23 protein-coding genes are annotated in these 25,199 nt (G+C 44.9%); 22 read left to right on the top strand and 1 reads right to left on the bottom strand.

All coding sequences use genetic code 11. From position 1 onward, the window contains the following. From BLCOC_RS23775 to BLCOC_RS23755, 5 genes are all read left to right on the top strand, one after another. On the top strand, positions 1-1,218 hold the full coding sequence (locus tag BLCOC_RS23775; RefSeq protein WP_018593154.1) for a homoserine dehydrogenase: 1,218 nt from the start codon (positions 1-3) through the stop codon (positions 1,216-1,218). Between the two features lie 10 nt (positions 1,219-1,228). Beyond that, positions 1,229-2,431, top strand: a complete 1,203-nt coding sequence (locus tag BLCOC_RS23770) for a cofactor-independent phosphoglycerate mutase (RefSeq protein ID WP_115623557.1) — start codon at positions 1,229-1,231, stop codon at positions 2,429-2,431. A gap of 287 nt (positions 2,432-2,718) precedes the next feature. Continuing rightward, the gene (gene ulaG, locus BLCOC_RS23765; RefSeq protein ID WP_029471207.1) at positions 2,719-3,822 is read left to right on the top strand and encodes an L-ascorbate 6-phosphate lactonase; all 1,104 of its coding nucleotides are present in this window, start codon (positions 2,719-2,721) and stop codon (positions 3,820-3,822) included. 21 nt (positions 3,823-3,843) lie between these two features. Then, entirely contained in the window at positions 3,844-4,710 is an 867-nt protein-coding gene (locus BLCOC_RS23760) for an L-ribulose-5-phosphate 3-epimerase (protein ID WP_029471206.1), read from the top strand. Position 4,711: 1 nt separating this feature from the next. Next, positions 4,712-5,758: a hypothetical protein gene (locus BLCOC_RS23755; RefSeq protein ID WP_115623556.1), complete on the top strand. Its 1,047-nt coding sequence runs from the start codon at positions 4,712-4,714 to the stop codon at positions 5,756-5,758. Positions 5,759-5,884: 126 nt separating this feature from the next. Here the strand turns inward: BLCOC_RS23755 and BLCOC_RS23750 are convergent, their stop codons facing one another. Further along, entirely contained in the window at positions 5,885-6,850 is a 966-nt protein-coding gene (locus tag BLCOC_RS23750) for a sugar-binding transcriptional regulator (protein WP_029471204.1), read from the bottom strand. Positions 6,851-7,140: 290 nt separating this feature from the next. Between BLCOC_RS23750 and BLCOC_RS23745 the strand changes: the two genes are divergently transcribed. The 17 genes from BLCOC_RS23745 (at position 7,141) to BLCOC_RS23665 (ending at position 25,085) form a co-directional block, all read left to right on the top strand. Then, positions 7,141-7,917: an SDR family NAD(P)-dependent oxidoreductase gene (locus BLCOC_RS23745; RefSeq protein ID WP_115623555.1), complete on the top strand. Its 777-nt coding sequence runs from the start codon at positions 7,141-7,143 to the stop codon at positions 7,915-7,917. 19 nt (positions 7,918-7,936) lie between these two features. Then, positions 7,937-8,608: a nuclear transport factor 2 family protein gene (locus BLCOC_RS23740; RefSeq protein WP_029471201.1), complete on the top strand. Its 672-nt coding sequence runs from the start codon at positions 7,937-7,939 to the stop codon at positions 8,606-8,608. 17 nt (positions 8,609-8,625) lie between these two features. Next, complete coding sequence (locus BLCOC_RS23735) at positions 8,626-9,327, top strand: nuclear transport factor 2 family protein (RefSeq protein ID WP_115623554.1); 702 nt, start codon at positions 8,626-8,628, stop codon at positions 9,325-9,327. A gap of 51 nt (positions 9,328-9,378) precedes the next feature. Continuing rightward, positions 9,379-10,356, top strand: coding sequence for an ABC transporter permease (locus BLCOC_RS23730; RefSeq protein WP_115623553.1), 978 nt, complete (start codon positions 9,379-9,381; stop codon positions 10,354-10,356). A 1-nt stretch (position 10,357) separates the two neighbouring features. Further along, positions 10,358-11,233, top strand: a complete 876-nt coding sequence (locus BLCOC_RS23725; protein ID WP_049924619.1) for an ABC transporter permease — start codon at positions 10,358-10,360, stop codon at positions 11,231-11,233. A gap of 12 nt (positions 11,234-11,245) precedes the next feature. Continuing rightward, positions 11,246-12,256 (top strand): ABC transporter ATP-binding protein, encoded by a 1,011-nt coding sequence (locus BLCOC_RS23720; protein ID WP_115623552.1) that lies wholly within the window; start codon positions 11,246-11,248, stop codon positions 12,254-12,256. Then, entirely contained in the window at positions 12,253-13,215 is a 963-nt protein-coding gene (locus BLCOC_RS23715) for an ABC transporter ATP-binding protein (protein ID WP_044954529.1), read from the top strand. The genes BLCOC_RS23720 and BLCOC_RS23715 overlap by 4 nt, the downstream gene beginning before the upstream one ends. Positions 13,216-13,241: 26 nt before the next feature. Continuing rightward, positions 13,242-14,894, top strand: a complete 1,653-nt coding sequence (locus BLCOC_RS23710) for an ABC transporter substrate-binding protein (RefSeq protein WP_115623551.1) — start codon at positions 13,242-13,244, stop codon at positions 14,892-14,894. A gap of 78 nt (positions 14,895-14,972) precedes the next feature. Then, positions 14,973-16,454 (top strand): FGGY-family carbohydrate kinase, encoded by a 1,482-nt coding sequence (locus BLCOC_RS23705; RefSeq protein ID WP_115623550.1) that lies wholly within the window; start codon positions 14,973-14,975, stop codon positions 16,452-16,454. Between the two features lie 217 nt (positions 16,455-16,671). After that, positions 16,672-17,343 carry a response regulator transcription factor gene (locus BLCOC_RS23700; RefSeq protein ID WP_115623549.1) on the top strand — a complete coding sequence of 224 codons (672 nt, stop codon included), beginning with the start codon at positions 16,672-16,674 and terminating at the stop codon, positions 17,341-17,343. Continuing rightward, a complete protein-coding gene (locus BLCOC_RS23695; RefSeq protein WP_115623548.1) occupies positions 17,340-18,734 on the top strand; it encodes a sensor histidine kinase in 1,395 nt (464 codons plus the stop codon). The genes BLCOC_RS23700 and BLCOC_RS23695 overlap by 4 nt, the downstream gene beginning before the upstream one ends. 130 nt (positions 18,735-18,864) lie before the next feature. Further along, complete coding sequence (locus BLCOC_RS23690; protein ID WP_115623547.1) at positions 18,865-20,337, top strand: DUF6034 family protein; 1,473 nt, start codon at positions 18,865-18,867, stop codon at positions 20,335-20,337. Further along, positions 20,337-21,227: a hypothetical protein gene (locus BLCOC_RS23685; RefSeq protein ID WP_115623546.1), complete on the top strand. Its 891-nt coding sequence runs from the start codon at positions 20,337-20,339 to the stop codon at positions 21,225-21,227. Before BLCOC_RS23690 ends, BLCOC_RS23685 begins: the two co-directional genes overlap by 1 nt. Before the next feature lie 2 nt (positions 21,228-21,229). After that, entirely contained in the window at positions 21,230-21,952 is a 723-nt protein-coding gene (locus tag BLCOC_RS23680; protein ID WP_115623545.1) for a hypothetical protein, read from the top strand. Continuing rightward, on the top strand, positions 21,930-22,619 hold the full coding sequence (locus tag BLCOC_RS23675) for an ABC transporter ATP-binding protein (RefSeq protein ID WP_174717627.1): 690 nt from the start codon (positions 21,930-21,932) through the stop codon (positions 22,617-22,619). Before BLCOC_RS23680 ends, BLCOC_RS23675 begins: the two co-directional genes overlap by 23 nt. Next, a complete protein-coding gene (locus BLCOC_RS23670) occupies positions 22,616-24,307 on the top strand; it encodes a COG1361 family protein (protein WP_115623544.1) in 1,692 nt (563 codons plus the stop codon). Before BLCOC_RS23675 ends, BLCOC_RS23670 begins: the two co-directional genes overlap by 4 nt. Before the next feature lie 31 nt (positions 24,308-24,338). Continuing rightward, a complete protein-coding gene (locus BLCOC_RS23665) occupies positions 24,339-25,085 on the top strand; it encodes a hypothetical protein (protein WP_115623543.1) in 747 nt (248 codons plus the stop codon). Positions 25,086-25,199: the final 114 nt, after the last annotated feature.

Raw genomic sequence — 25,199 nt, 5'->3', positions numbered from 1 at the left:
ATGATACAGATAGCAGTTTTAGGATACGGAACCGTAGGTTCAGGCGTTGTGGAAGTTATCAACACCAATCATGAGAGCATCAACAAAAAAGCCGGCGAGGAGATCAACATCAAATATGTGTTGGACTTAAGAGAATTCCCGGGAGATCCGGTAGAAAATGTTCTCGTGCATGATTATGAGACCATTATCAATGATCCGGAAGTACAGATCATCGTTGAGGTTATGGGAGGCGTGGAGCCTGCTTATACCTTTACAAAGCGTGCGCTGGAAGCAGGCAAATGTGTCTGCACCTCCAACAAGGAGCTGGTGGCAAGACACGGACTGGAGCTTTTGGAGATTGCCAGAGAAAAGGACATCAACTATTTATTTGAGGCCAGCTGCGGCGGCGGGATTCCCATTATCCGTCCTCTGAACTCTTCTCTGACAGCGGACGAGATAGACGAGATTTCCGGTATTTTAAATGGAACAACCAACTATATCCTCACCAAAATGGCAGAGGAGAATGCGGATTTTGAGGACGTGCTGAAAGAGGCGCAGGAGAAGGGGTATGCGGAGCGCAATCCGGAAGCGGATGTGGAAGGCTATGATGCCTGCAGGAAGATTGCCATTCTCTCCTCTCTAGCATTTGGATGCCATGTGGATTACGAGGACATCTATACAGAAGGTATTACAAAGATCACCGTAGAGGATGTAAAATACGCCAAAGGACTGGGCATGAGTATCAAACTGCTGGCAACCAGCAAGAGGGAAGACGGCAGATTCTATGCCATGGTAAGCCCGGTGCTGGTAGGCCAGGACAGCCCGCTCTACAGTGTGAACGGTGTCTTCAACGCCATCTTTATACACGGCAATGTGCTGGGCGACGCTATGTTTTACGGCAGCGGCGCCGGCAAGCTTCCCACTGCAAGCGCGGTGGTAGGCGATGTGGTTGACTGTGCAAAGCATCTGCACAGAAATATCATGATGAGCTGGAGCAGCAAACGCCTGGAACTGATGGATATCAAGGATGTGGAGCATCCCTTCTTTGTGCGCATCAAGGGCAGCATGACAGGGGATATCGGCAGTGTGGAAGAAGTTTTCGGACAGGTAAAGACAGTAGGTGTGCCTGACGTTGCAGGCGAATTCGGTTTTGTCACAGCTCCTATGAGTGAGGCGGAATTTGAAGAAAAGGCTGCCGGACTTCCTGACATTATCTCAAGGATCCGCATTCGTGCATAGAGGTGTAAAGATGAAATACGTTTTGATATTAGGCGACGGTATGGCTGATGAGCCGTTGGAAGAACTGAGCGGCAGGACGCCTCTGGCTTATGCCCATACTCCGGCCATGGACCGATTGGCAGCAGTATCTGAGATCGGTATGGTGAAGACGGTGCCTGAAGGGATGAATCCCGGAAGCGATACGGCCAACCTGTCGGTTCTCGGCTACGACCCGAAAGTATACTATTCAGGACGTTCTCCCCTGGAAGCACTGAATATCGGTGTGGACATGAAGGACGGGGATGTTGCCATCCGCGCCAACATTGTCACGCTTTCCGAGGAAGAAGCGCGCTATGAGGATAAAAGGATTTTAGACCACAGCTCCGATGAGATCAGTACAGAAGACGCTGCGGTATTACTGGAAGCGGTAAAAAAAGAACTACAGAATGAAATGTTCCAGTTCTATGTTGGGACCAGCTACCGCCACTGCCTGATCTGGGCAAAAGGTGATGTGGTGCCTTTGACACCGCCTCATGACATCCGTGGAAAAGGCATTAAAGACTACCTGCCAAAGGAACAGCTTCTCCTGGACATGCAGAAAAAGAGTTATGAGATCCTGGTCCATCATCCTCTGAATGAGGAGAGAAAGAAAAAGGGCCTGAATCCGGCAAACAGCCTGTGGTTCTGGGGCGCCGGCACAAAACCAGCCCTGTCTTCCTTTGAGGAAAAATACCACAAAAAAGGCGCCATGATATCTGCGGTAGACCTGTTAAAAGGAATCGCTGTGGGTACGGATATGTACAACATAACCGTAGAGGGCGCAAACGGAGGCCTGCATACCAACTATGAGGGAAAAGCCCAGGCAGCCGTGGACGCACTGCTGAAAGAGGGATATGACTTTGCCTATATCCATGTGGAGGCTCCGGATGAGATGGGGCACCAGGGCAGTGTGGAGAAGAAGATAAAAGCCATCGAATACCTGGACGCCAGGGTCATTGGCCCGGTAAAGGAGGCGCTGGACGCTTCCGGCCAGGATTACAGGATGCTGGTCCTTCCGGATCACCCCACGCCCATCTGTGTGAAGACACATACAGCGAACCCGGTCCCTTATCTTTTGTATGACAGCAGGAAAAAAGAAGCTCATGACTGGAAGTACAATGAGGAAGAGGCAGGAAAGAGCGGGAAGCTGGTGGAAAAGGGCCACGAGCTGATGGGATATTTGTTTGAGATGTAGATGAACTTGATCGAGATTTGGATAATATGGAAAGGGCAGAATAGATAGTGCGGTGCATTGTCTGTTCTGCTCTTTTTTTATTTGTGATATAAGATCTTTTTGCGTCCCATGATAATTCTGTATTCCTGTAGAAATCTGAGTATTTGCATACAGATTTAAAAAGGCACAAATGTGCGAATATACAAGTGTTTATCTGTCACCTGAAAAAGAACGTAAAATGAATCATATAATTTGTTAAACATTGATTCATAAAATATCAGAATAATTAGGTAAGGAGATGTATTGAAATGAGTAAAGTGACAGAGATGACAAGAGAAAAATGGATTATGGATACTTTTCCCGAGTGGGGGACCTGGCTGAATGAGGAAATAGAACAGGAACAGGCAGCACCCGGGACGGTTGCAATGTGGTGGCTTGGCTGCACGGGGATTTGGGTAAAAACACCAGAAAACTGTAATATTACCATTGATCTGTGGTGTGGAAATGGAAAGAGAACACATGGGAATGGAAAAATGAAAGAGGGGCATCAGATGGCAAATATGAGTGGTGCCAGGAATATGCAGCCAAATTTAAGGGCAGTTCCGTTTGTATTAGATCCCTTTGGGGTAAAACATGTGGATGCGGTCTTAGCCACACATTATCATCAGGATCATATGAGTGCTGAATTTGCAGCCCATGTACTCCAAAGCCATATGACCACAACAGAAGAGAATGGAAAAGAGATACCAATTCCATTTATCGGACCAAAGAAGTCTGTGGAGACATGGGTAAAGTGGGGTGTTCCAAGAGAAAGATGCATACAGGTAAAACCGGGAGATACCATAAAAATAAAAGATTTAGAGATTGTCTGCCTGGATTCCTTTGACAGGACATGTCTTGTCACTACAGATTCTGCCGGCTCTGACAGGGAGGAACTGACGGGTATCTGCCCTGTTGATATGGATGAGAAAGCAGTAAATTATCTGATAAAAACGCCGGGCGGCAATATTTATCACAGTGGAGATTCGCACTATTCCATCTATTTTGCGAAACATGGAAAGGACTATGACATAGATGTGGCGTTCGGATCCTATGGAGAAAATCCTGTAGGTATAGCGGATAAAATGACCTCCTGCGACATTCTCAGAATGGCGGAGGCTCTCAGATGCAAGGTAGTGATTCCAATTCATTACGATGTGTGGAGTAATTTTATGGCTGATATCAATGAAATACGTGTTCTCTATCAGATGAAAAAAGAGAGGTTAGATTATCAGTTCCATCCGTTTTTCTGGGAAGTAGGAGGAAAATATGTATATCCCACGGACAAAGATAAACTGGCATATCACCACAGGAGGGGATTTGAAGACTGCTTTGAACATCCGCAGAACATTCCTTTCCGCTCTTGTCTGTAGAAGGAAAGCGGGGGATTTTCTATGGGGAAAGATTACACTTTGGGATTATATGAGAAGGCAATGCCGGAGTATTTGAGTTGGAAGGAAAAGCTGGAAGCAGCCAAAAAAGCCGGGTTCGATTTTGTCGAGATCAGTATTGATGAGACAGAGGAAAGACTCTCGCGTCTGGATATGAGCCAGGCAGAGAGAATGGAAATGTTAAATCTTATGCGCATTGTGGGAATTCCCATAAGAACCATGTGCCTGAGCGGACACAGAAAATATCCTCTGGGCAGCCATGACATAAAAATGCAGCAAAAAAGCATGGAAATCATGGAAAAGGCGATTCGACTTGCAGATGATCTTGGTATTCGTATTATTCAGCTTGCTGGCTATGATGTCTATTATGAAGATTCTGATGAAATTTCCAGGAATAATTTTATCAGGAATTTAAAGAAAGCAGCAGAGATGGCAGCAGAGGCAGGTATCATAATCGGTTTTGAAACCATGGAGACGGAATTTATGAATACAGTGCAGAAGGCTATGGAATATGTGTTGGCAGTTTCTTCTGCTTATTTAGAAGTGTATCCTGATATTGGGAATATTACCAATGCTGTCAGCGGAAAAAAAGAGGCGGTTAGGCAGGATCTGTGTTATGGGAAAGGGCATTTGGTTGCCATGCACTTAAAGGAAACGAAACCCGGCGTTTTCAGAGAGGTGGAGTTTGGAAAGGGGCACGTAGACTTTCAGACAGCAATAGAGACGGGCTGGGAGTTGGGGATAAGGAAATTTGTGACAGAGTTCTGGTATACCGGAAATCAAAACTGGGAGGCGAATCTCCTTAGGGCGAGACAAATGATGTCAGATATTCTTGATAAACAGAGAGGTGTAAAACAGGAGGCTGTATGACATGAAGGTAGAGAAAAAAGTGATTGGACATCTGGAGAAGTGCTATGCTGTTGCTCCGTTATATTACTATGATAAAAAGCATATTTTAGTGGCAGCAGAGAAAAAAAGTTCCTGTCTTCTGTTTGATACGGAGGGAAATCAGGAAGATGTTGTGTGGACAGAACCGGGCGGGACCATGAGTATGGTTCAGGTACCAGGAAGTGACGGGCAGTTTTTAGCGACCCATAGGTTTTATTCTCCCAATGATTCAAAGGATGCAGAGATTGTCTGTGTAACACCAAAGGCAAAGGGCAGATGGGCAGTTAATACAGTGGTTAAAATGCCATTTGTACATAGATTTGATATTTTGGAGAGAAATGGGGTCCATTATCTTATTGCATGTACCTTGAAATCCGATCACAGGTATAAGGATGACTGGTCTTCACCGGGGAAAGTGTATGCTGCAGTTCTGCCGGATGACCTGACAGCTTTCAGCGGGGAAAATCAACTCCATTTTGAAGTTATATGTAGCGAACTTACAAAAAACCATGGTTATTACCATATTCCGGAAGAGGACAAAGAAACAGCGGTCATCTCTGCTCAGGATGGGGTATTCCGTTTTATCCCCCCTTCCAACAGCAGTGGTAAATGGGAAATACAGAAAATACTGGATGAACCCTGCAGCGATGGTGTTTTGATCGATCTGGATGGAGACGGTGTAGAGGAGCTGGCCGTAATCTCCCCGTTTCACGGTGATACGATCAATATCTATAAAAAATATAATGATGTTTTTCAAAAAGTATATGCCTACGGGAAACCAGCAGAGTTTTCACATGCTATATTCGGAGGGGAACTGTGCGGCAGACCGGCAGTAGTGATAGGACATAGAAAGGGTGATCGCAGCCTCATAGCATTTTCATTCTGTCCTGAAACAGGTACCTACACCAGTCAGATATTGGACAGTGGAGGCGGGGCGGCAAATATATATAAATACAGCAAAGGAAATGCCGAATATATTGTAGCTGCCAACAGAGAGAATGATGAGATAGTCCTGTATAAATTCAGATGAAAAAAAAGCATCCATAAGAGGAGAGACCTGTTCCATCCAGTCAGTATAGTTTCCGGCTGGATGGAACACTGGCGGCTGAACAAATAAATATATGCCAGTAGTGAAATTATAGATTTAATTATAAAATTACTGTAGAAGATTCAATACAGCAGTAGCAGTTGTTCCATCAGTCACCAGGGTGTCGATCAGGTTTCCTTTTATTGCGGAGAGAATTGCCTGCGCTTTCAGAGGAGAAGAGGCCACCACCACCACATCAGGTACACTTTTGATATACTTAAAGGGGATACTCACACATTTCTGATTCCAGGCACAGTTGATTTCATTTCCGTTTTTGTCATAAAAATGAGCAAAAATAGAACCTACCGCACCTTTCTGTATCAATTCCTCATAGAGTTCAGGTGTCATATATCCCAGCCAGATATCTTTTTCTCCCACGCGTTCCACGTCAATTACGCTGGTTATTATCATATCGGAGAACATTCCCTTATTTAAGATCACGGCATTATTGCTGTCCTTGCAGATTTTTTCACGCACATAATCATCTTCAATATAAAGAGGCATATTCAGAAAGTCAGCATGTCCTCCCAGACGGTCCGCCATTCCGGCAACAATAGACTGAGGTGTACAGTTGGGCGTTTTACACGGCACTGCGCCCATAAGCTGTACAACGTCAACGGGAATATCTACCGGATACAGGAATTTAAGCATATCAGCCAGTGTAGTACCCCAGGCCGTACCGATTACCATATTTTTTTTCAGGCTGTCAGTCACATAAGATGCAGCCAAATTAGCCACATCTCTTTGCAGAAACCGCAGATCCCGGTTGCGGTTGTTCAGTATCAGTACATTTTTTAAAGGAAAACGGCTAAGAAATCGTTCTTCCAATTCATAATGGCGGTTATATTTTTCATAGCTGTAATCAATGGTTATTTTTACAATTCCCTTTTCCATGGCTTCTTTCAGGAGACGTGACACACGGGTTCTGGAAAGATACAAGCGGTCAGCTATCTCTGACTGGTCTAATCCGCGTTCGTAATAATCACAGGCTACTTCCGCAAGAAGACTTAATTTTTTAAGTTCTTTCTCTGTCATTACAAATACCTCTTATATTAATCTGAAAACAGTATAGCATGTTTAAAAATGTTAAGAAAGATATTTATGAAAAAATAATGGTAGGAAAACTTTGAGAAAAAAATAGATATTTCATGTGAATAGTTGAAAACATATCAAACAATGGAAAATCCAATCTTAAATATGTAAGTGTCCTGAATAAAAACGCACATTTGTGCAAAAAGGGCATAAAATGTGTGCTGTCTGCTGCGCGTGATATAGTAAAGTCATAAAAATTCTAAAAGACATTGTTCTAAGGAGGAATAAAGGAAATGGCAGAAAATTACAGAGAGCCGGAAATTATTTTTGATGGATGGGCAGCGCAGGAAGGTACCGGAATTATTGTCACTGGGGCTGCAAGCGGTATTGGAGCTGCTACAGCAATTTTGGCAGCACAGGATGGATTAAAGGTGGCAGCGTGGGACATGTATGCAGATGGTGTCAGGGAAACCATAGAGCGGGCAGGAAGTGCAGGAAGGAATATCAAGCCCATTCAGGCTGACTTGTCCAAGGATGCGGATGTGGAGCGGGCTATGAAGGAAACACTGAAATTCTGTAGGCCTCTCTATTTGGCGAATGTGGCAGGTCCCAAGATGCTGAACAGTCAGTGGGAATTTGAAGAGGTTATTGCCGTAGCGGTAGGCCTGATCCACAGACTGTGCCGTGCATTTGAAGCAACGGATCCGGGTCCAGGCTCAGCGATTGTAAATGTAGCAGCTCTGGCGGGTATCTGGGAAGGCGGCGGCGGAGATCCCTGGTATGCGTCTGCAAAATCGGCCATCGCAGGTTATACCAGACATCAGGCAATAGAATTAAACGGTAAGACAAGAATTAACTGTGTATGCCCGGGAGGGCCTATCCATACGCCGAGAAATCACAGCGCTGTGGAAGGTGAATTTATGCAGCATCTGATTGATATCAATCCCATGGGACGGCCGGGACGGCCGGAGGAAGAGGCAGCAGCGATCATGTTTCTGCTCTCTCCGGCATCCAGCTATATAAACGGTGTGATACTGCCGGTTGACGGTGGCCTGCATTTGGCCAGATAAATTGTGAGGAGATTAAGATATGATAACAGAAGCCAGAAAAAAGGATGTATTTAAAAACTTACAGAAATTGGAGGCATATCAGGAAATTCAGAATGAAATGGGAAGGACAGTAGCTGCCTTTAATTTCAGACAAGCAGATAAGATACTATTGCATTTTGCATTGGAAGAAGAAGATGTATCCCTGGAGTATGCGGATGAGGGTGTTTTTCAAGGACCAGAAGCAGTCAAAGTGATCGTGGAGGAAGTTGTGGGGAAGACCCCGGTAAAGGGAGAGATGCTGGATTTACAGCTCACGACACCTATGATCGAGGTGGCTGAAGATTTACATACTGCCAAGGCTGTCTGGTGGTGCCCGGGAGGCGGTGCTGTTGTGAAAGAAGGTAGTGAGCCGGAGGCGATTTGGGCATGGGGAATGATCGGTGCAGATTTTATCAGAGAGGGTGAAGAGTGGAAAATCTGGCATTTTCATTATTTCCGCTATATCAAATGTTCTTATGACAAGGGGTGGACAGAAGATACCAGTATGATAAACAGGCCGAATACCCCGGTGCATCCGTTGGCAAAGCCAACAACTTATCACAACCCGTATTCCCCTCTCGCAGTCAGGGAGGCTGTCCCGGCATGTCCAAGACCATATGCTGTCCACGAAGGTACTGCTGACTGGATGCTGTGCAGAGATAAGACAAAATAGAAAGTGAGGGAGCAGATATGGGGATTAGCATGGAGGATATCAATGGACTTTGCGAGGCGGAGTTTGCCAGGCTGGAGCAGCGTGTGGAAAAACTTCTCTCTGTATGGGAAATTAAGAATCTGAGAGGACAGGCAGCTGCATTCCATGATGACCAGCATATTGGGGAAAAAAGAAGAGAGCTTAAAGCGCTCAGACACCCGGATTTTGATGTAGAAGGAGAGATGAAATTCAGAGCAAAGGCTGTTGTGGACAGTCTGGAAGGAAATTCTCTGATTCATCCGCTGACAACACCCATTATAGAAGTGAATGATGATTGTACAAAAGCCAGGGCAGTGTGGTGGTCATTGGGAGTAGAAGGTTTATCAAAATTTCGTGAAAAACCGATGGCATTGATCAGCCTTGGAATGGTGCCAGGAACTCATGTCAGGGAAGATGGAGAATGGAAAATACTATCGGGCGCATGGCAGAGAACCACTAAAAATGAATATCACCAGGGATGGGTAAAGAATATGGAACCCACGAATACCAGGCCGCCGCTGACACCTGAACAGGACAGAAATTTCCTCGGGAAATATGCTTATCGGAAAGATGAAGTGAGAAAACCGGTGCCGGAACCTCCGGGAAAGGATACATGGAAGATGTTTCCAGTTGAGACGGATGACGGCTGGATGTATATTAACCTTATGACAAAAAAGGACCGGGACACTTTTACTGTTTGAGGAAGAAAGCAAAAGACGAGGAAAAATAAAGTCAGAAAAGGTAGGTGGAATATGGCTAGATATACGTTGAAGAGATTTCTCCAGATTATTCCCGTTTTGATCGGGGTTTCTTTTCTGGTCTTTCTGCTCTTATATTTATCTCCGGGAGATCCTGCAAGGATGGTGTTGGGAGACAATGCTACCGTGGAGCAGATAGATGAGTTTCATGCAAGATATGATTTGGATAAACCCCTGCTGATCCAGTATGGGAAATATATGTGGAATATTGTGACAAAAGGGGATTTTGGGATTTCTTACCGCTCGGGCCGGTCTGTTACAGCGGAGATCGTGGAACGGTTTCCAAAAACTTTTGTACTTGCGCTTTCTATGACCATTATTGCAACGGTAGTGGGATGTCTGCTGGGAATATGGGCAGCGCTGCACAGAGGAAAATGGCAGGATAACCTGGCACAGTGTTTTTCTGTACTGGGGGTGTCTATTCCGGAATTTTGGCTGGGTTTGCTTCTGATACTGGCATTTGCGGTAAAGCTTCAGTGGTTCCCGGTATCCGGTTTCTACGGACCGAAGTACATAGTGCTGCCAGCCACCACACTGGGGATTATTTGCTCCTGTTCCACAATGAGAATTACCAGGTCTTCTATGCTGGATTATCTGGATCAGGATTTTGTAAGGACAGCCAGGGCAAAAGGGCAGAAAGAAAGGGTCATAACATGGAACCATGTATTGAGAAATGCATTTATTCCTATTGTAACTAATATGGGAAATATTTTTGCCACAAACCTGGGCGGTGCTATGGTCTGCGAGACAGTATTTGCAATCCCCGGTCTTGGTAAGCTTATGTATGATGCGATCGGTGCCCGGGATTATCCGCAGATAAGAGGCGCGGTAATACTCCTCACAGTTGCCGTATGTATTGTAAACCTTTTAGTGGATTTGGCTTATGCCGGGATTGACCCGCGTGTAAAAGAAAATTTTAAAAACGCTTCGGCTAAAAGGAAAAAAGCAAAGAAACTGGAGGGAGGCAATTAGCATGAAGAGTGATATAAGTATGAATGCTGTCAAGAAAAAAAGTCTCTTCCAGGAGGCCATGAGCCGTTTTTTCAGAATTAAGACAGCGATGTTCGGAATGGCGTTTATTGTGGTGATCGTAGCTGTATGCCTGTTGGCAGGGGTCATCTGCCCGGAGGGATATGACGCACAGAATATAGGGTCCCGTTTTTTAGCGCCGGGTTCGGGAGGAATCCTTGGTACAGATGATCTGGGGCGCAGTATGCTGGCCAGAGTCCTGTACGGAGGCAGGATTTCATTGCTTGTGGCATTCGGTTCCACTTCGCTTTCCTTGATATTCGGCACTGTTCTGGGAGCTGTCGCAGGATTTTACCAGGGCAGGGTGGATGATGTGATAATGCGTATTCTTGATGTGTTCAGTGCGATACCAAGCCTGCTTTTGGCAATGGTCATTTCAGCGACGCTTGGCACAGGACTTGTGAATACCATGATTGCTGTTGCGGTTCCGGCAATGCCTTCTGTTGCCAGAATGGTGCGCGGACCTATCCTCACAGTTAAGGATCAGGAATATGTGGAGGCTGCAAGAGCCATAGATGCCAGAGACAGCCGAATTATTTTTAAACATATACTTCCAAATGTACTCTCGCCATTGATCATCAAGACAACCATGAGCCTGGCACAGGCACTGCTCTTTACAGCGTCCTTAAGCTTCCTGGGATTGGGGGTTCAGCCGCCTATGCCGGAGTGGGGAGCACTGATTTCCACGGGCAGAAAATATATTCTTTCCTATCCGTATCTTGTCACTGTGCCGGGATGTTTCATTGCAGTAACAGTATTGTCTATCAACCTGATCGGTGACGGGCTGAGGGATGCACTTGATCCCAGAATGAAGAATTGATGGAGGCGGCATATGACAGAGAAGGTAAATAAGAAAGATGCTATTGTGTCTATCAAGGATTTATTCATTTATTATATTACAAGAGATATGGGAACGTGTAAGGCGGTGGATCATTTCAGCCTGGATATTCTTCATGGGGAGACGATCGGTCTTGTAGGGGAAACAGGTGCAGGAAAGACAACCGTGGCACTTGGAATCCTGGGACTGATACAGTCGCTCCCGGGAAGAGTAATGAATGGAAGTATTGAGTATGAGGGAAAAAATTTGTTTCAGTTTTCAGAAAGAGAGATGCGTGCTGTCCGGGGACATCAGATTTCCATGATTTTTCAGGACCCCATGACAGCTTTGAATCCTGTTCATAAAGTTGGGGAGCAGGTTGCGGAGGTAATCAGACTGCACCAGAACGTGAATAAACAGGAGGCTCAGAAACGGGCAGAAAAAATGCTGGAAACTGTAGGAATATCCAACGACCGTTATAATGAATATCCACATCAGTTCTCCGGTGGTATGAAACAGCGTGTAGTGATTGCTATGGCACTGGCCTGTTCACCCCAGCTTCTCATCGCAGATGAGCCTACAACAGCTTTGGATGTGACAATCCAGGCGCAGGTACTGGACATGATGAATGAACTGAAGGAGAAGATGAATACCTCGGTTCTATTGATCACTCATGATCTGGGAGTGGTAGCTGAGATGTGTAATCGCGTTGCTATTATGTATGCCGGAGAGATAGTGGAATTGGGTACTGCATGGCAGATTTTTGAACATACGGCCCATCCTTATACGAGAGGCCTTATTGATTCCCTTCCAAGCCTGAAAAGTAAAAGCAGAAGGCTGAAGCCTATCGAGGGGCTGATGCCGGACCCGTCTAATCTGGCAGAAGGCTGCAAATTCGGTGAAAGGTGCAGACATTGTAAAGAGAAATGTGTGCAGCAGGCTCCGGGACTTATGGAGATTGAAGACGGGCATTGGGTAAGATGTTTCCATAATTTATACTGCGCAGATGGGGAGGTGAACGCATGAGTACATTACTGGAAGTACAGCATTTAAAAAAATATTTTGATGTGAAATCAGGTGTGCTGCATGCTGTGGATGATGTGAGCTTTTCCATAGAAAAAGGTGAGACACTAGGTGTCGTGGGGGAATCAGGATGCGGAAAATCTACACTGGGACGTGTACTGCTTCATCTGTTGGACAACACAGGCGGTAGAATTCTGTACAAGGGAGAAGACGTGACAAAAGTCAGCCGGCAAAAGTTAAGTGAGCTGAGGAAAGAGATGCAGCTTATTTTTCAGGACCCGTATGCGTCTTTAAATCCAAGGATGACAATTTACCAGACCATCGAGGAACCTATGAAAATTGCCGGGGGATACAGCAAAAAGGCAATGGAGGAAAGGGTATATGAAATCATGGACACGGTAGGACTGGCTAGGCGTCTGGTAAATACGTATCCTCATGAGCTGGACGGCGGGCGGAGGCAGAGAATTGGAATTGCCAGGGCTTTGGTCCTGAATCCAAAGTTTATTGTATGTGATGAGCCAGTTTCAGCTTTGGACGTATCGATCCAGGCACAGATTCTAAATTTAATGCAGGATATCCAGGAGGCATCTCAGTTGACTTATGTATTTATCACCCATGATTTGTCTGTGGTGAAATACATATCGAATCATATTATGGTTATGTATCTGGGACAGATGGTGGAGAAGGCAGAATCTGAGGAACTTTTTGAAAATCCACTTCATCCTTATACAAAAGCTCTGCTGGCAGCCGTTCCGGTACCGGACGTTCGACATGAACGCAGAAGGATAAAGCTGAAGGGAGAATTGACATCACCTATAAATCCAAGGCCGGGATGCCGGTTTGCATCCAGATGTCCCTATGCAGAGGATATTTGTTTTAAAGAAAATCCCAAAGTGGAAATGATCGGGGATAAACACGAGGTAAGCTGTCATTTTGTTCATGAGATTAATAAAATTCACTAATTAGATAATGTAGAGGAGGAAAAGAAATGAAAGGAAGAAGGTTTTGGGCAGTGGCACTGACGGCATGTCTGGCAGCGGGAATGATGGGATGCGGGAATTCGGGAGCTGAGAAAAAAACAGCAGATCCGTCTTCGGAACAAACCGGGAAGCAGTCAGAAGACAAAACAGAGGAGAATTCCGGGGGAGGAACAACTGCAAAAGATACGCTGACGATCGGAATGGGGAACTCTATTACAACACTTGATTTTATGAACGGCGGTATGACAGATTCCGCATATCAGCTTCTCTCCATGATAGGGACAACCCTGTTAAAACAGGTGGATGAGAATCATGATGGTATTGCGGAGTTGGTTACGGATGGTTCTATTACGGAGTCTTATGAATGGGATGAGGACAATCTCGGTATTACCTTCCACTTAAGGGAGGGCATTAAGATGCATGACGGAACAGAGCTGAACGCCGACGATGTGATCTTCTGCCTAGAAAAATATCAGACATCAAAAGAATATGCCTCAGTAGATTTTGAGAATACAAAGGCTTTGGATGACTACACGGTATACTTTAAACTCCTTTCATCGGGAACCGTGCTGCTGAACAGGATAGCTACACGGCCCATATACAGCAAGGAGGCGTGTGAGGGAAGCAGCAGTGAAGGAGTCTTCTTTACGGAAGGATTTGTAAGCTGCGGCCCGTATAAAATTGACCAGTGGGTGTCAGGCGACTCTGTCACATTGTCAGTGTTTGATGATTACTATGGGGACAAGCCTATTATTGATCAGGTGATATGCAGATTCTTTGCAGAGCCATCCGTGGCAATGATGGAATTGCAGTCCGGCGGTGTTGATATGATCACAAGCCCGGATTTTACTGATTATACAAGTGTGGAGGATGGTACATATGGGGATCAGTTCAGTACCTTATATGTACCCAGTGTACAGACATACAGTATTTATTTCGATATGGCATCTGAAAAACTGCAACCCCTTCAGCTTCGTCAAGCGATTATGTATGCTATGAACAGAGAAGAGATTTCTGACGGAACCTTTAACGGATGGGGATCCCTCTGCTATAGTATGCACGGGATCAGCTATCAGGATCTGACCGTTTATGACAAAGATTCCTGGCCTTATAAGACGAATCTGGATAAGGCGAAAGAACTGATGAAAGAAGCAGGGCTGGAAGACGGTGTGACTTTGACATTGATCACACATAATGCCAGCGGATATTATCAGAAAATCGCAGAAATACTGGCAAACCAACTGAAGGAGATCAATGTGGATGTTGAGCTGAATGTCTATGAGCCGGCAACCTTCAAATCACTGCAAAATGCTACAGACGGGAGCTGGGATATCTCAGTCACATCACCTGAGGTACCGTACGCAACGACTATAGGCGCTTGGTTCTCAGATGGATATGTAGATGACAGTATGCATGCAGGTGTCCTTCCGGCTGAAGGCTACCAGGAAGCGTACGAACTGGGGTCCAGTCTGATGCAGTCCACTGATGAATCTCAAATTAAGACTATGACAGCAGAACTGGAAGAAAAATATTTTAATGAATATCTATGGTGGTGCCCAATACAAAACAGTGGTGTTTATACTATTATGAGTTCAAAACTGCACGATGTGACACGCATGTGGACGCAGATGGATATAACAAAAGCATATTTTACTGAATAGGAAGAAAAACTGTGGTTCCGGGGCATACAAAGCCCCGGAATTATTGTTTCTGCTTTCTGCTGTGCAAAGGAGACAGAGATGAATATACTGATTATTGACATTGGTACCTCCAGTATAAGGGGAATCCTTTATGACGAAGCAGGGCAAAATCTGGCTTTCGTACAATTGAAGTATGAACCGGTTAAAAGGGCATGCGGCTGGGTGGAACAGCCCAGCGGACAATGGGAAAAGTATGCGGAAGAAATCTGCAGAAAAATAAAAGATATGGCGGAGCGAAAAAACAAGGTAATAGATGCAGTTGCAGTAACTGCTCAACGCTCCTCTGTAATTCCGGTTGACATAAATGGGAATCCGCTTATGGATACTATTATGTGGCAGGACACGAGAAACAGCCAGATCTGCAGCAGGCTTGAAAAATATAATAGGATCATCACTGAAAAAAGCGGAGCAAAAGTAAACACTGTCTTTTCAGGAAGTCGAATGACCTGGATAAAAGAGAACTGTCCTGATGTTAATAGGAAGGTTTATAAATTTTTAAATATTCCTGAATATATAATGTATAAAATGACAGGAAGATTTTTCACGGATTACACATACGGAAGCCGCACCGGTCTCATGAATCTTAAAGAGAAAGAGTGGGAGGCAGAGCTGTTGGAGATATTCGGGGTAAAAGAGGAACAGCTATGCAGGCTTCTACAGCCGGGAAGTACAGTGGGATGGGTGACAGAAGCATTTTCAGCAAAAAGCGGAATCACCAAAGGCATTCCGGTTATCAGTGCGGGCGGCGACCAGCAGTGTGCGGCTGTGGGGCAAGGTGCTTTTGATACTGGAACAGTGTCCGTGGTTACCGGCACAGGCGGTTTTTTAGTCACAACACTGGAGCAAGTACCGGAACAAATGTCAGAAAATATTATCTGCAACTGTGCGGCTGTGAAAGATAAATACATCATAGAAGCCAATGTACTGACCTGCTGCTCTGCTTTTGATTGGTTCTGCCGGACTTTTTATGACTGGGCGGACGGTCAGATTGATTATACCAGAATTAATCATGAGCTGGAAATGAGCAGCATGGAAAGGGTAGGGGAAATCCTCATGCTGCCGTATTTCCAGGGAAGAAGCACTCCTGATTGGAATCCTGACTCCAAGGCAGTATTTGAAGGAATCGCATTAAAGCATACCCGCCCTGAGATCCTGCAGTCATTGGTCGAGGGTATTTTTCTGGAAATCGCAAACAATCTGCAGGAATTTGAAAAATATTGTTCCATAAAAAGAGCATATATCAGCGGGGGGATGACGAACAGCAGGGTCATGAATCAAATGCAGGCTGATATATATGGCATTACGTTGTATCACATGGAGGATAGTGAGTCCACAGCTCTTGGGGCGTTGATGACGGCTCTAACGGAAATGGGAGTATATTCTTCTGTGGAAGAGGCTTATCATGCCATAAGAGGAACAGATAAGATAGAAGAGTTCAGGCCCAGATTGGACAGATACAGGGAGTATGAGAAGAAAAAAGAAAAGATGCAGGAATTGTATGAAAAAATTTACAGATCATAAAATTATGGGAAGTAATGAGATAGTTAAAAACGAAAGAGAATCTGGAACTACGTTCCACCACAAAATAAACATGTCCGAGATATAAGAGGATAATGGGGTAAGAAGGTTTCAGGCAAATTTACCGTTTAAAAAATTGAAATATCTACCGTATTAGGCTACAATGGTAAAAACAACGATCCCTGATAAAACCACTGTAACCTAAAACGGAGGATATACCATGAAATCAAAGATACTGGTAGTTGAGGATGAGGCTGCCATCAATGATCTGATCACAATAAGCCTGGAAACCGCAGGTTATGAAGTTTACCGGTTTTATGACGGCAGTCAGGCAGAGCAATTTATAGACAGCACAGAGAATAGGAATTGTGACCTGGCATTGCTGGATATTATGATCCCTGGAAAAAACGGGTTTGAACTTCTTCCCCACTGCAGTAAAAAGGGGATCCCGGTTATTTTTCTCACCGCAAAAGGGGAGGTGGGCAGCAAGGTAAAAGGATTGAAGGATGGGGCAGAAGATTATATCGTTAAACCTTTTGAAATTTTAGAGCTATTGGTAAGAATTGAAAAAGTCTTGGAACGGCATCAAAAAAATGATGATGTGATCCGGATCGGGGATGTGACTGTCTATGTAAAAGAGCGTAAGGTAATGAAGGGGGAAGAAGAACTCATTTTAAAACCCATGGAATTTGACTGCCTTATGCTGTTTATAAAAAATAAGAATATTGCGCTCACCAGGGAGCAGATACTGAATGAGCTTTGGGGGATCCAATTTGAAGGGGAGACAAGGACTGTGGATGTACACGTTGCAAGGATCCGCAAAAAATTAGGGTGGCAGGAAATGATCAGGACGGTGCCGCGGATCGGTTACCGCCTGGAGGCAGAGAAATGAAGCTGAGAACAAAAATCTGTCTGGTCTGCGTGGCTGCTATGCTTATTCTGTCTCAGAGTTTTTCCCTGTTTATGCTGCATTTGTCCCAAAAGGATCAACTGGAACGCATCTCCAAATACGAGTATTCTATTTTTGAGAATAAAGTAAAATCTCTGAGACAGTATGTAGAAGGGTCCTTTGACGTTTTGTCCACATCCGGAGATATGAAACAGCGTATCATGAAGGATGGCAGTAAGTATTATCTGGGGATGGAATATGCGGTCTATCAGGATGGACAGGAGATTTTTAATCTGACACCGTATGAGTATGAAGATACAGGTGCAGAGAGCAGAGACACTTTTACTGAGATCAGTCTGGATGGAAAATATCTTTTGATCATGGGCCGGGAATTGAGTCTTGCGTTGGGGGAGGATTACGATATCTGGCATTACAAGGACGTGACAGATGTTTATAATAACAGCAGGAAAATGTTTTTTAACGGATTGGTGGCAGCGTTTTTGCTGACCGGTCTTATTGCGGTTATTCTGGTATTTGTCATCAGACTGGTCATGAAACCGATCTATAACCTGAAAGAATCCGCAGACGAAATTGCCGGGGGAAACTACGGATCACGGATACAGGTGAAGAGGCGGGATGAAATAGGGGAGATCAGTGAGAATTTTAATCGAATGGCAGGTAAGGTAGAGGAGCATATAAAGGAACTTGCAGATACCAATGAACGCCAGCTTCAGCTCATGGGAAGTCTTGCCCATGAACTGAAAACCCCCATGACCGCAATTATCGGCTATTCGGATATACTTTTGAAAATGAGGCTGTCCCAAGAAGAAAAGGAAAAGGCTCTCTTGTATATCGGCAGTGAATCCAGAAGGCTCTCAAGGCTTTCTGCTAAAATGCTGGAACTGACAGGTCTGTATAAAGACGGGGAGAAGACCATAGAAAAGAAAACAGTACATATAAAAACAATGCTGGAAACAGTGGACAATCTCATGACGTTTCGTCTGAAGGAAAAGGGACTGTCACTTGTCATAACCCTGTCTGATGAGGATTTGTGTCATGTGATGGATGAGGACCTGATCACAAGCTTGCTTATGAACCTGTTGGATAATGCCTGCAAGGCGTCACGGGAGGGCGGACGCATAGAGATAGAGGCCTGGGAAAAGGGTATTTCTGTAAAGGATGAAGGAATCGGGATACCGGAAGAAGAAATCAGTAAAATAGAACAGGCTTTTTATATGGTGGACAAGTCAAGAGCCAGAGCGTCAGGCGGCTCCGGCCTGGGGCTTTCCCTGTGCAAAAAGATAGCAGAACTTCATAAGGCCAGGCTTGTCATTGAGAGCAGGTACGGAAAAGGGACGAAAGTAAGCCTGTTTTGGGAAGAAGATAATGGATGAAAAAAGATGGTGCGGAAGCCGGGAGGCAGCCGCACCATTATATGTTTACAATTTGGTTACAAGCCGGTGCGGTTTTTTTACATGCCGTACGTTAATATAGAGTTAGTAAAAAGAAAGCGGGAGGGATATCATGAAGAGAAAAAATGCCGGCATACTGGCAGCGCTACTGTCAGGAGCTGTTTTGCTGGGAGGCTGCCAGGAAACCCCGGACTCTGTGATCGTGAAGCCAAAAGGGAAGGAAGCCATAGAAAATTATGAGGAAGACAAGTCCCGGGAAGATTCTTCGGAGAAACAGCAGGGATTACGGGAAAAACTGGGAATACCGGAAACCTTTCAGGATAAAGTTGTCTTAGAAGACGGAAAAGTCACGTTGACCACAGATGCTGTCATAGAACTGCCGGATGCACAGAGCTTTTCCGCAATAGAGGTGAGCGCTGTACCGCTTACCCAGGAGTTTATGGACAAGATCACCCAAGGCCTTTTTCCGGAAGAAAAAATGTATAGTTCAGATTCTTATTTTGTTATGACAAAAGAGGAATGCCAGGAGAAGATCAGTGAAATAAAAGCATTGATGGCCCAGAACCCTGCAGAGTCAGGCGGTGGGGAAAATAATTCAAAAGAAAACCTCCAGAATATGCTGGAGCAATATGAATCTGCCTATGCAGATGCGCCGGATACTGCGGAGAAGACGGAAACAGAACCTCTTTTGTCAGCGGATGAAAGCGGAATGGAAGCCTTTGACGGGGTAGTGGAAGCTCAGGAACCTTATCTATACAGAGTTTCTGAGGGAGCCGGCGATTCTATCAGGGTAAGAGTCAGCCATTATGGGGAAAGGGAGGCAGCACAACAGGGTGCCAGCTGGGGAGAATACCAGTTGGCCCGGAACAATATCACATCCCAGATCGCCTCAGAGGATGAAATGAAATCTTCTGTGGGAATCTCATATGAAGTCGCAAAGAAGATTGCAGATGAAAAGGTATCGGCTATTGGGGTGGAAGATATGGAAATCGGTTCATGGGATTATGCGGTATATATGTATCAGGATATGGAAACAGAAGAAATACGGGTTTCCAATACAGGCTATATGTTTTACTATACAAGGCAAATAGGAAACACGCCCATAACATATACAATATCGGCAGGCGGAGGGCTGGAAGATATGGAAAGTACCATAGAACCGTGGACCTATGAGACCCTGAAAATCGTAGTTTCAAAGGATGGTCTGGAAGAATTATTTTATACCAGTCCTTATGAAATGGGAAAGACCCAGGTGGAGAATGTGAAGCTTCTGGACTTTGAAGAGATCAAACAGATTTATACAGAGATGATGCAGTATAAGGTATCTAATCAAATGGACAATGAATATCTGAAAGATTATCAGGTAAACATAGACAGGATCACACTGGGTTACGCCAGAATATATAACCCTGCCCAGGACAACCGCAGCGGACTGTTGGTTCCGGTATGGGACTTTTTCGGGAACTCTGAAATGACCCTGAATGATGAGGCGGAAACTCATGATAAGTCTTCCATTCCGAATGACAGTCTGTTCACCATCAATGCCATTGACGGTACGATCATAGACCGGGGGCTTGGTTACTGATGCACGGCCTGAAAAAAATAGGGACAGTGGTGAGGTTTAATTTCCTGGGCTTTTACAGGAATCCCAGAATCATACTCACCTTTCTGCTTGCAGTTGTCCTGTGCTTTTTATTGAGTGAAAGGGTACTCCGGGTGGCACAGCATTTTGATACATCCATGCAGGCTGCGGAACCCTTTATCTGGACATTTGGAGATGGAACCAATATTCTGCTGGCGTCACTCCTTCTGATCCTAATGTTTTCTGACGTACCAAAAGCAGGACCTGCTACTCCTTATTATTTATCAAGAATGAAAAGGATACAGTGGATGGCAGCGCAGTTTTTTTATATTGGGCTGGGAACTGTGTTCTATGCAGCTTTTATTATGCTTGTGACCATTATTTTATGCCAGAAGTATACGTTTCCCGGAAATCTATGGAGTGAAACAGCAGTACGCCTGGCCTATTCTGACCTTGGAAATTCTATGGGAATTCCTGCCAGCGTAAAGGCAATGGAAAGCATTACACCCTATGAATGTATGCTGCAGACACTGGTTCTGATGCTGCTTTATTCCTGGACACTCTGCTTTCTCATGCTTACAGTGAATCTGAAATTCGGGAGGACGCAGGGCATATTTGCAGGGGTATTCTACAGTTTGTATGGATTTTTGTTGGAACCGGATACTATTGTCAGGATATTTGATCTGGGGAAACAGGAACGTTACCGGGTAAATGTGCTGACAGGATGGATCAGTCCCCTAAACCACGCGTCTTATCCGGGCCACAGCTTTGGATATGACAAGCTGCCTACAATCTTTCAATCAGCAGTTCTTTTTCTTGTTCTGCTGGCAGCCTTGAGCATTTTCTCCTGCCGGGCATTGAAACGTTACAATTTTACTTTCATGGGGTATTGAATATGGACAGTAAACGTATGTTGGGGCGGAGGACAACCTGGGTAGCTGTACTGCTGGGTGTCATAGGACTGGTAGCAGGGACAAAGTTTCCTGATTTTGAAAATCCTTTTCCGGGAGGGAGCTGGTACAATATGGTGACAGAGGCTTTGTCCTCCAAAACAGTGATCTTCCTTGTTCCTGTTGTTGCGGTGCTGCCTTACGGGGATGTATGGATTGGAGAAAAGACCTCCGGTTTTCTCAAGTTCTATGTGATGCGGAAGGGAAAAAAGGAATTTATAGCGGACAGGCTGCTCACGACTACTTTCAGCGGTTGTTTTGTATGGGGCATGGCCATCGTTGTTACCCTGCTGTTTAATTTTGCTGTTTTTTACTCCCGTGAGCTGACAGCAGAGTGGAACTGGGAGCTTATGATATCTCTTTTTCAAACCGCGGCAAGGGTCCTTTTTGTAGCAGCCATATTGGCAGATATAAGCGGTATAATGGCTCTTTTGTCAAATTCTGTGTATATGGCATATGGGATACCTTTTGTGGGATATTACCTTATGATCATACTGCATGAACGGTATCTGCAGGACGTTTACGTCATAGACCCGCAGTCGTGGATCAAAGCAGCAGGTGATTGGGGAGAAGACAGCACAGGGCTGTGGATGTTTTTGTTTCTGCTGCTTGCGTTTTTGATGTTTTTATATGGAGGGGTGTTATATGACAGATGCAGAGAAATCTGACTATGTGAGAATGGACAGGGTGACGAAAAAATTCGGAAGTGAGGTTGTGCTGAAAGAGACAACCATGGCCATGAGCAGAGGAAAGGTATATGGTATCGTGGGAAATAACGGCTCGGGAAAAACGGTACTTATGAAGTGCATCTGTGGTTTCCTTCCCGTTACATCCGGCAGTATCTGTGTGGGAGAAAAATATATTGGCAAAGACACGGATTTTCCTGAAAGTCTGGGACTGATCATTGAGACACCGGGATTTCTGACAGAATATACAGGGAAAAAGAATCTGGAAATTATTGCGGATCTGAACCGGAAGATTTCTGCCGGGGAGATACGCCGGGTATTGCAGCGGGTGGGACTTGACCCGGATCTGAAAAAGCCTGTGGCAAAATATTCTCTTGGAATGCGGCAGAGGCTTGGAATTGCCCAGGCTATCATGGAAGACCCTGATTTTTTAATACTAGACGAGCCGTTTAACGGACTTGACAAACGCGGAGTGGTTGACATAAGGTCTATACTCCTGGATCTGAAGAGGAGAGGAAAAACTATTTTACTGGCAAGCCATAACAGCGGGGATATCAATTTATTATGTGATGAGGTGTATGAAATAGATGCGGGAATCCTTAGACCTATGACAGGGGAGACGAGGCAGGAAAAGGAGCGGATGACATGAGGAGGAAACTGCTGAGAATATCTGCCATGATCCTGGCAGTGTATATGGCTCTGACTGGGAGCATAACAGCATTTGCAGGAGAGCAGGCAAAAGAGGAAAAGGGAGAAATAATAAGACAGAAAGAGGAGAGGACCACAGAAAAAGAAGCAGAGGATAAGAAAGCAGAAGAAGAGAAGGTGGAAGAAAAGAAAGCAGAAGAAACGAAAACAGAAGAAAAAGGAACCGAAGAAAAGGACGCAGAAGATAAAGATGCGGGGAAAGAAACGGGAAAGCCGGAGGAAGTTGTTTATATTGGGATTGACAACAGTCATGTTTTTGAAGGGATGAAAAACTCCTACGCGGAGGGATATGTTCCCGAAGAAAAAGAGAATAAGGTAAAAATTGTCGTGCCGTTTACTGTAGATGGTGAGCTGAAAAACAATTTTCTCACAGTGGGACTTGATTTTGACAGGGCTAAGGAGGTACCGTTTCAAATAAAGAATTATCAAAGAGATGTAAAACCCCGGACTTTCACTTTCGACGGAGAAGATATAGAAATCTATCTCTATACCGTAGAAATACCGCTACAGGAGACCCGAAAGGGCGGACAATATCCAATCAAGGTAAAAGCAGAAGCAATGGATAAGAACGGCAGGAAGGTATTGCTGGAAAATGTGGTATTTGTCAGCGTGGCAGGTAATGGGGAGGCTGCGGATGGCAATGGAGAAATAGATTCCGGGGAGAAAATAGAAGGCACCGGGGATAACCTGCCGATGGAAGGAGGGCAGGGAGCAGAAGGAGACGGCAGCGGAGGCCGGAGCGATGAAGAGGAAGAAGTCATGCACCAGCCCAAATTCATTCTGGAACAATGCAGCCTGGACGGAAATATATTAGATGCCGGCAGCAGCCGTGAGGCAGAGCTGATTTTCCGCAATAAGAGCAGAGAATTTACTGCCTGCAATGTGAAGTTGACTATCGCAGAGGAGGGGGAAGGAAATAATCTTGTATTTGGCCGCACCTCAGAATACTATGAGACGGTGAAACCAGGCAGTGCCATCACCTGGAGGGAAGAACTTCAGATACAGGATAACGCAAAAGAGGGTAATGTACCGATGAAAATCACATTTGAATACGAGGATGAAAAGGGAACGGCTTATACAGGGACAGAGACATACACTTTCCGCATACGCCAGCCCGCACAGGTTTCTCTGGTAAATTACAGCATTCCGGCTAAAATGTACTCCACGGACACCATTTCCTCGGATCTTCAGATCTTAAATCTTGGGAAATCCGCTGTATATAATGTTAAGGTTTCTTCACAGGGAAAGGGGATTTTCTCGGTACAGACGTTTTATGCAGGAACATTAGAGGCCGGGCAGAGCCTGCAGGGAAGTCTGTCTCTCTATGCAGGAGCAAAAAATATGGAGTCCATCCATGAGGACATGACCGGAACAGATGAGGAAAAGTACGGGAAAACTGACGGCGCATTGGTTCTGGAGTACGAGGATATTTATGGGCAGACATACAGCCACAGTGTTGCGTATGAGACAGAGATACTGGAACCCCAAATATTGAGTTTAAAAGCAGATAAAAAGGAAGAGGAGACAAACCAATGGTGGGTGCCAGTTCTGGTACTGCTTGGACTTGGCCTTACAGGGGGCTTTGTTGTCCAGAGCCTGAGGATCCGAAGTCTCAAAAAACCATATTAGAATGTATTGGCAAACAGAAAGAGAGGGCACTTTGGAAAACAGAAAAACTCACAGGAGTGTCTTAAAGTTAAAAGTATTTGCAGCAGTTGTTCTGTTATTGTTGATATGGTCTGTAATCAAAATGGGGAGAGCTTATATAGAAGACAGACAGGTTTTTGAATATCTTGTATCCGGAGGGGAGAAGGAGATACCGGATACCTTCCTGGAAGAATTATGGGAACAAAATGGTGTGGAGGCTGTTTCTGCGGTTTTGGATATTCCTGTACATATGGAATTGGAGGAGTATGAAATGGAGATATCTCTGAGAGCAGTGGATACAGCAGTTTTTCCCATTAAGATAGAAAGCTGTCTTTCGGAACTGGAGACAGGCAGTAAAACTGTACTTTTCATCACACCTCAAACACTGGATGGACTCACCGACAAAAATCAATACGAGATCACAAAGAGTAAAAAAGAGGAATTGAAAGAACGCATACTGGGAATGACTGCAGTGATTTATTCGGCAGCAGGGGAGATGCAGGAGCCGGAGATATCCGCAGATGAAAAGGTGCGGGGGCATAAGCCTGCAGTTTACAGAGAGACGGGTATTTTTGCCGCAGTTCTGAAAAATGGGGAAAACAGAGTTTATATACCATATGAAAACGGAAAGAAATTCCTGGAGTTGTCAGGACAGACAGCAGAGGTGAAAACAGTGTATATAAAGATCCGGGGCAGGTCAAAGGCTGATGCGGTAAAGAGGAATTTAAAGCAGATAGGATTTCACTCAGAACCGTTATAGACAAGTGGTTTTTGTGACGATTCAGCAGGTCTGCACATTTACTGCGCTGACCGTAAGAAAGCGTTTAGCGGCCAGGAATAAAACCGTTGTCAAAGGCGATTTGCATAGAATTTG

Source organism: Blautia coccoides, assembly GCF_034355335.1.
Taxonomy (GTDB): domain Bacteria; phylum Bacillota; class Clostridia; order Lachnospirales; family Lachnospiraceae; genus Blautia; species Blautia producta.
Note: the sequence above shows the minus strand (reverse complement) of the source record. Positions and strands in the feature narration are given on the sequence as shown.